The following is a 710-nucleotide window of genomic DNA, read 5'->3' on the forward strand; positions in this document are numbered from 1 at the left end:
GCTGTGCGCCGATGCGCTCTATGGCGGCAGGCAGCGGCCGGCGCTCGCCTGAGTTTCAGGCCAGCGGCAGGCACAGCACGAAGCGTGCGCCGCCGCCTTCGCGGCCTTCGCAGCGCACGCTGCCGCCGTGGCGCTCGGCGATCGAGCGCACCAGCGCCAGGCCCAGGCCGACGCCGCCCGAGCGTTCGCTCGCGCCCGGCAGCCGGTAGAACTTCTCGAAAATGCGTTCGCGCTGGTCGGCCGGCACGCCCGGGCCGCGGTCGTTGACGCGGATCTCGGCATGGTGGCCGTCGACGCGCGCCAGTTCCAGCGTGATCTCGCCGTGGCTGTAGCGGCGCGCGTTCTCCAGCAGGTTGCGCACCGCGCGGCGCAGCAGCTTGGCGACGCCCGGCACTTCGAGTTCGGCCAGGTCCTGCAACTGCAGTTCGGCGTCGACGCGCGCGCATTCCTCGGCGCACAGGCCGATCAGGTCGACCGATTCCGCGGTGCCCACGTCGACTTCGTGCGAGTCGAGCCGGCTGGCGAGCAGGATTTCGTCGACCAGCTGGTCGAGTTCGTTGACGTTGCGCAGGATCTCGGCGCGCGAAGCCGGCGAGGGCTGGTCGCCGGACATCAGCTCCATGCCCATGCGGATGCGCGTCAGCGGCGAGCGCAGCTCGTGCGAGGCATTCGCGAGCAGCGACTTCTGCGAGGCCATCAGCGCTTCGATG

Annotated in this window: 1 protein-coding gene; it reads right to left on the bottom strand. The window is 71.0% G+C overall.

Features of this window, described 5'->3' with window-relative positions:
* Window positions 1-55: 55 nt before the first annotated feature.
* Window positions 56-710, bottom strand: a 655-nt coding sequence (locus D3H34_RS33305) for a sensor histidine kinase (protein WP_286186590.1), incomplete at its 5' end; no start/stop codon positions are given.

This window comes from Acidovorax cavernicola (assembly GCF_003581445.1).